At 69.0% G+C, this 7,169-nt stretch carries 5 protein-coding genes; 3 read left to right on the top strand and 2 right to left on the bottom strand.

Annotated elements, in window-relative coordinates:
* Positions 1 to 60: 60 nt before the first annotated feature.
* Positions 61 to 1,257 (bottom strand): Cmx/CmrA family chloramphenicol efflux MFS transporter, encoded by a 1,197-nt coding sequence (locus tag ACFWF3_RS18135; RefSeq protein ID WP_379314552.1) that lies wholly within the window; start codon positions 1,255 to 1,257, stop codon positions 61 to 63.
* 83 nt (positions 1,258 to 1,340) lie between these two features.
* On the bottom strand, positions 1,341 to 1,913 hold the full coding sequence (locus ACFWF3_RS18130) for a TetR/AcrR family transcriptional regulator (protein ID WP_379314551.1): 573 nt from the start codon (positions 1,911 to 1,913) through the stop codon (positions 1,341 to 1,343).
* Between the two features lie 130 nt (positions 1,914 to 2,043).
* Between ACFWF3_RS18130 and ACFWF3_RS18125 the strand changes: the two genes are divergently transcribed.
* The 3 genes from ACFWF3_RS18125 to ACFWF3_RS18115 all read left to right on the top strand — a co-directional run bounded on the left by ACFWF3_RS18125 (position 2,044) and on the right by ACFWF3_RS18115 (position 7,092).
* The gene (locus ACFWF3_RS18125) at positions 2,044 to 3,969 is read left to right on the top strand and encodes a hypothetical protein (RefSeq protein ID WP_379314550.1); all 1,926 of its coding nucleotides are present in this window, start codon (positions 2,044 to 2,046) and stop codon (positions 3,967 to 3,969) included.
* A 45-nt stretch (positions 3,970 to 4,014) separates the two neighbouring features.
* On the top strand, positions 4,015 to 5,766 hold the full coding sequence (gene treZ / locus ACFWF3_RS18120) for a malto-oligosyltrehalose trehalohydrolase (RefSeq protein WP_379314549.1): 1,752 nt from the start codon (positions 4,015 to 4,017) through the stop codon (positions 5,764 to 5,766).
* 75 nt (positions 5,767 to 5,841) lie between these two features.
* Complete coding sequence (locus tag ACFWF3_RS18115; protein ID WP_379314548.1) at positions 5,842 to 7,092, top strand: serine hydrolase domain-containing protein; 1,251 nt, start codon at positions 5,842 to 5,844, stop codon at positions 7,090 to 7,092.
* Positions 7,093 to 7,169 lie beyond the last annotated feature (77 nt).

Below are 7,169 nucleotides of genomic sequence, written 5' to 3'. Positions count from 1 at the left end.
GTGCCCCCTCCCCTACCACCCCCCCTGTTTGTGCGGGGGGTGTTTGCCACGTCTCATGACCTACGGGTGGGTGAGCGCTGGTAGTCGCGGCTCGGAAGTGCCGGCGGCCGTGCGGGGTTCACGTTCCAGCCGATGGGACAGCCCGACGGTGGCGAGCATGGCCAGACCGAGTCCGGCGCCGATCCAGCCGACCGAAGCGAAGCCGAGCCCCGCGCCGATGGCCAGTCCGCCCAGCCATGGACCGACGGTGATTCCGACATTGAACGCCGAATAGTTGGTCGCCGCGGCCAGTGTCGGGGCGCCGTCGGCCAGCGTGAAAACGCGAGTGTTCAGGGCCGGGTTCGTGGCGAAACCGAAAGCGCCGAGCAACAAGACGAGCACGATCGTCGGCGCCGGGAAGCGCGCGGTGACAGCGATCGCGGCCGCGATCACCGTCATCCCCGCGGCGCCCACGTACAGCGTGCGGAACGGGTGCGCGTCGGCGAATCGACCGCCGATCGTGATACCGATCAACCCGCCGACGCCGTACAGACCCAGCACCGCCGGGACCCACGCCGCCGGGATGCCGGTGGTGTCGGCCAGCATCGCGCCGAGGTAGGCGAAGGTGACGAACGCCGAACCCGTCGACAGCGCGGTGGCGCCGTAGGACACCCACAGCCGCACATTCGCCATCACCCGCAATTCGCCCCGCAAGTCCGCGACCCTGGCGGGTCGACCGCCGGGAATCTTCGTGAACACACCGATCATCGTCAGTGCGGACAGCCCGGCGACCGCCCAGAAGGCCGCGCGCCAGCCCAGATGCTGGCCGATGACGGTGCCCGCGGGCACCCCGATGATCGTGGCGATGGTGAGTCCACCCGCGACGATGCTCATCGCCCGTCCGCGTAACTGCGGGGCCACCAGGCTCACCGCGGTCGCCGCCGCCAGCGCCCAGAACCCCGCGTAGACGAAGGCGCTCACCACCCGGGTCGCGAAGATCACCGAGTAGTCGCCGCTCAGCGCGCCGACGACGTGCGCCGCGACGAAGATCGCGAGGAAGGCCAGCAGTGCGTCACGGCGTGGCCAGCGCAGCGTCACCACGGCCAGCAGTGGCGCGCCGACCAGCATGCCGAGCGCGAAGGCCGAGATGAGCAGTCCCGCACGGGGAATGGAGACACCCAGGTCGGCGGCCAGGTCGGGGAGGAGTCCGGCCAGCATCAGCTCGGAGGTGCCCTGGGCGAAGATGGACAGGCCCAGGATGTAGACAGCGGTCGGCATGACAACCTCTCGTACGTCGAACTATTTTGGATCAATCAGTTCAAAATCAAGCCATGATGAAAGGCGATGGGGGCCGGTGGATCTCAGAGGCAGCGCATCGCGGTCTCGGCGATCGCGGTCAGGGTGGCGTGATCCGCTCCGCCGCGCGCCGCGACGCGCATGCCGCTGATGGTGGCGGTCAGGAACTGGGCGATGGCGCGTGCATCCCGATCGGCGGCGAATTCGCCTGCGCGCTGACCACTTTCGACAGTCGCCGTGAGTGCGTCGAGACGGCGCTCGCCATCGGCATCCAGGAGCGCGCGCGCAGCGGCATCGTGGGGGGCGAGTTCGACGATCGAGTTCACCACGAGGCAGCCCGACGGTTCGGTTTCGGGCGCCTCGGCGGTCCGGCGCAGGATGTCGGCGATCCGCTCCCTGGCCGGTGCGTCGCTGTCGAGGATGTCGAAGAGGGGGGCGTTCTGGGTGGTCATGTAGTGGCGCAGAGCTCGATCGAACAGATCGCGCTTGCTGGTGAAGGTGTTATAGATGCTGCTGCGGCCCAGGCCTGTCGCGGCGCAGAGGTCCTGGGTGGAGGTCGCCTCGTAACCGGCGGACCAGAACGCCCGCATCGCGGCGTCCACGGCGCGGTGCTCGTCGAATTCTTTGGGTCTGGCCATGCCGACGACCGTAACACATTTTGAACAGATCAGTCCAAAACTGGACTGTCCACGGACACAGCCCCTCGGTGGCTCGCCTGTGGTGGGTCGTGATGGCCGCCTCGCGAACTACGGGCTAGCGTCGAGAGACGTGACGTCCGTGCCGCTGCTCGACTCGCCACCGCACTCCCGTGACCCGTCGCGGCCGGTGCCGTGGCGGATCACCGGGCGGACGGTGCTGCTCGTCGCGACGGCGCTGATCGTGGCGCAGCTGGTCCTGCGCGGCTGGGTGGCCGCGTCCGGATTCTTCTACTGGGACGATTTCCTGCTGATCGGCCGGGTGAGCAGCCAGCCGGTGTTCTCGACGGAATTGCTGTTCACCAGTCACGACGGGCACGTGATGCCGTTGGCGTTCGTGCTGACCTGGCTGGTCACCGAGGTGGCGCCGTTGAATTGGGCAGCCGCCGTCGTGGTGCTGGCCGGGTTGCAACTGCTCGCTTCGCTGGCGGTGCTGCGACTGTTGATCGTGCTGCTCGGGGTCCGCACCCGCCTGCTCGGACCCCTGGCGTTCTACCTGTTCGTCCCGCTGACGGTGCCCGCGTTCGCCTGGTGGTCGGCGGCGGTGAACGCGCTGCCGTTGCAGATCGCACTCGCGTGGGTGAGCGCGGACGCGGTGCTGCTGGTGCGGACGGGGCGGCGTCGATATGCGGTGTCGGGGGCCGCGGTGTTCGCGGTGGCGTTGCTGTTCTTCGAGAAATCGGTGGTCGTGCTGCCGGTGGCTTTCGCGGTGGCAGTGCTGGCCGCGCACGTGACGGGCGGATCCGTACAGGCGGCCGCTCGGCGTGGGGGCGCGCTGTGGACGGCGGGCGGCGCGGTGCTGCTGACGTGGTCGGCGTGTTTTCTGCTCGTCATCCAACGTCCGAGGGGGCTCTCGGCTCCCGAACATTCCGGGTCCCTGTGGAGCCGCGCGCTGTCCGACGGGTTGGTACCCGCGCTGTTCGGCGGTCCATGGCGCTGGGAACGCTGGCAACCCGCCACCCCGTGGGCGGACTCGCCGAGCTTGCTGGTCGCGCTGAGCTGGCTGTCGCTGATCCTGTTCGCGGCGTGGACGATTCGTACCCGCTGCCGGGTCATCGCGATCTGGGTGAGCGCCGCCGGATACGCGGTCCTGACCATCGCGCCCGTCGTCCTGCTGCGTGACGGCCCGAGTACCGCGGGTCTGCTCCTCCAATCGGTGCGCTACTTCGCCGATTTCGCCGTCATCGCGACCGTCGCGCTTGCGTTGATCACGCTGGCACCCCGTCGGCGCCGGTCGAGTTCTGCATTCGGATCGAACGAGCCCGCACACCGGCGAATTCCGGCTGACATCGATCCGGCACGTGCACGCCCCGTCAGCGGATCGGCTCCGGTTGTGGTGGGGCGCGATGGCCGAGCTCGGCAGGCAGTGGGTATCTCGGCGATCATCGTGTTCCTCGCGAGCAGTGTGTACTCGACGATCACCTTCACCTGGTCCTGGGAACCGAGCCCGGCCCGCACCTACGTGAGCGGCGTGCGAGCCGCGCTCCCCGGCGCCGCCGACGCGCCGCTGCTGCCCCAAGAGGTTCCGTGGAATGTCTTGAACCCGTTGGCCTTCCCCGAGAACATGACCGACCGTGTCTTCGCCCCGATCGCGACCCCCACCACCTTCGCCCTCTCGACTCCGCGCCTGCGGATGATCACCGATGAGGGCGCCGTCGTCGACGCGCAGGTCTGGTGGAACCGTGCCATCGTCGAGGGCCCCGAACCTCGCTGCGGGTACCGCGTGCACGGCACCACCGGCGCCAACCTCCCCCTCGACGGCCCCATGCAGATCCGCGACTGGACCGCCCAGGTGAACTACAACGCCGAACGGGACGGCCGGATCGCCCTGTCCTTCGAGGGCGAGACCGAGACGATCGCCGATGTGCGCGCGGGCTTGAACACCGTGTACGTCCGGCTGCTCGGAGGTGGCGACACCCTGCGGATCAGATCCCTCGACGAGCGGCAGTCGCTGTGCGTCGGCGCGGGACCGGTCGGGGTCGCCGCGCACGCGCGGTGAATCGTTGATCGAGCACACCGGCGCGGGGCATGCGATGCTGGGCCGATGAGGCAGTTTCGGGTGTGGGCGCCGGAGGCGGGGGCGGTGCGGCTGCAACTGGACGGGGTCGAGCACCCGATGCGAAGAAACGGTGGCGGCAATTGGTCGGTCCGCGTCGACGCAGGTCAGGGTTCCCGTTACGGCTTCCTGATCGACGACGACCCGACGGTGTTGCCCGACCCGCGCTCGGCTCGCCAACCCGACGGCGTGCACGAAACCTCCGCTGTCCACGACCTGGACCAGACGGCCTGGACCGACCGGAACTGGACCGGCCGACCGGTGGCCGGCTCGGTGTTCTACGAACTCCACATCGGCACCTTCACCCCCGTGGGAACCTTCGACGCGGCGATCGGGCACCTCGACCATCTCGTGACACTGGGCGTCACCACTGTCGAACTCATGCCGGTGAACGCCTTCGACGGCACCCACAACTGGGGCTACGACGGCGTCGGATGGTACGCGGTACAGGAAAGCTACGGCGGTCCCGACGGCCTGCAACGTTTCGTCGACGCCTGCCACGCCCGTGGTCTCGCGGTCTGCCTCGACGTGGTCTACAACCACCTCGGCCCGTGCGGCAACTACCTGCCGCGCTTCGGCCCCTACCTCACCGCGGGCCGCAACACCTGGGGTCAGAGCCTCAACCTCGACGGCCCCGGCTCCGACGCGGTCCGCGCCTACATCATCGACAACGCCCTGCGCTGGCTGCGCGAATTCCACCTCGACGCCTTGCGTATCGATGCCGTCCACGCGCTGGTCGACCGCACCGCCACTCACCTGCTCGACGAGCTCGTCGTCGAAACCACCGCGCTGGCAGCACATCTGGGTCGACCGCTCAGCTTGATCGCGGAAAGCGACCTCAACGACCCCCGCCTGATCACCCCGCGCGCGGCAGGCGGCTACGGGCTCACCGGCCAGTGGAACGACGACCTGCACCACGCCGTGCACACCGCGGTCTCCGGCGAAAGACAGGGCTACTACGCCGATTTCGGCTCACTGGCCTGCCTCACACAGACACTCACCCACGGCTTCTTCCACGCCGGGACCTATTCCAGCTTCCGCGGCCGCACCCACGGCGCGCCGCTGCGTCGCGACCTCGTCCCCGGCAGCGCGCTGTTCGGCTACACCTGCAATCACGATCAGATCGGCAATCGCGCGACCGGTGATCGCCCCAGCGCCTACCTCACCCCGGGGCAACTCGCGGTGAAGGCGGCGCTGGTGCTGCTCTCGGCGAGTACACCGATGCTGTTCATGGGGGAGGAGTGGGGCGCGCGCACCCCGTTCCAGTTCTTCACCTCCCACACCGACCCGGTCGTCGCCGCGGCCACCGCCACCGGGCGCCGCGCCGAATTCGCCGAGCACGGCTGGTCCAGCGACGAGGTGCCCGACCCGCAGGACCCGGACACCTTCACCCGCTCCAAGCTCGACTGGACCGAGGTCGGTCGCGAACCGCATGCCCGATTGCTCGCCTGCTATCGCGGCCTGCTCGCCCTGCGCAAGTCGCGGCCCGAGTTCGCCGATCCATGGCTGGAACGGGTGTGGGCCGACTATGACGAAACACAGCGTTGGTTCGTCCTGCGTCGTGGCCGAATCTCGGTGGTGTGCAACCTCGCCGAGGACGAAGTGGTGATCCCGGTGCACGGTCGGGTGCTGCTGGCCTGGTCGCCTGCCACCGAAAGCGGTGCGGGAACACTGATTTCGGGTCACAGTTTCGCCGTGCTCGAGGAAGGTGACGGCGCGGGCACGGTGGTCACCGAGTGATGACGCCGGGCTACGGGTCGGCCACATTCCGAAACGTGGCGTTGCCGAATAGGCATAACGCCGTATAGTCGGATGATGAGCAACGACGCTTACGGGCAGGACAGCGCTGCCCTCCCGGCCGGTGTCGGGGGTTTCGCCCCGGCCGGATTCGGTCCGCTGGTGCGCGCTTTCGCCACCTTGATCGGCCATCGCCGCGACGCGGGCGGTGCGCTCGCGATCTATCGGCACGGTGAACCACTCGCCCATTTCTGGACCGGTAGTGCGGGTGACCGACCATGGAACGCCGAGACCGGTGCGATCGTGTTCTCCGCGACCAAGGGTGTCACCGCCACCGTCATCCACCGGCTCGCCGACCGCGGACTGATCGACTACCAGGCGCCGGTCGCCGAATACTGGCCGCGTTTCGCCGCGCACGGCAAGGGCGCGATCACCGTCGCCGACGTGCTCACCCACCGCTCCGGGCTGTCGTCGCTGTCCTCGGTCGCCAACACCGCCGCGGAAGCCCTCGATCACGAATTGATGGAGGACCGCCTGGCACTGGCCACCCCGGACCGGATGCTCGGCACCCCCACCTATCACGCCCTGACCTACGGCTGGCTGCTCGCGGGCCTGGCCAGGGGCGTGACCGGCCGGAGTATGAGCGAGCTGATCCGCACCGAGGTCACCGATCCGCTCGGTATCGACGGCATCCACCTCGGTCGCCCCGCCGCGGACTCGTCGACCGAATACGCTCGGCTGGCCGGCGCGCACCTGAGCTTCGCCGCGCATCCCGTCGGCGCCAGTTTCCTCGCCAATGTCGGATTCCGGCTGCCCGGACCGCTCGGCGCGGCCGCTCGCTGCCTGTTCGTGCCCGGCCTCGACGGCATTCTCGACGGTGACGACCCCACGATCCTGAACACCGAGATGCCCGCGGGCAACGGTGTCGCGACGGCCGCCGGACTGGCGAAGATGTACGCGGCGCTGGCCGACGGCGTCACCGTCGACGGCATGCCGTACCTGCAGCAGAGCACGCACGCCGCGATCCGCCGGGTCCAGAGCTACCGGCTCGACCACGCGCTGTTCTACCTGCCGATGATGTGGCACCTGGGCTACCACTCGTTGCCCGTCCCCGGCGCGCGGCACGGCTTCGGCCATATCGGGCTCGGCGGTTCGTTCGGCTGGGTCGACCCGCAGTCGGGCCTCTCGGTGGCCTACGTCCACAACCGTCTCGACCAGATACTGCTGCCCTACGACCAGCTCGCCATGGGCTGGCTACTGCCGCTGGTCGTGTCGAGCGTGCGCGCGAGTCGCACGTCGGGACACCGCGAGGACCGCGCGGCGGCGTGACCGCCGCGCGGCGGACCTACGTCAGGTAGCGATAGGCGGGGGAGCCCGGTTCCAGGCGTTCGGCCTGGATCGGGGAC

Origin of the sequence: Nocardia sp. NPDC060220, from assembly GCF_042727815.1 — a bacterium.
In the GTDB taxonomy this organism is placed as follows: domain Bacteria; phylum Actinomycetota; class Actinomycetes; order Mycobacteriales; family Mycobacteriaceae; genus Nocardia.
This window is presented reverse-complemented; position numbering and strand designations above follow the sequence as displayed.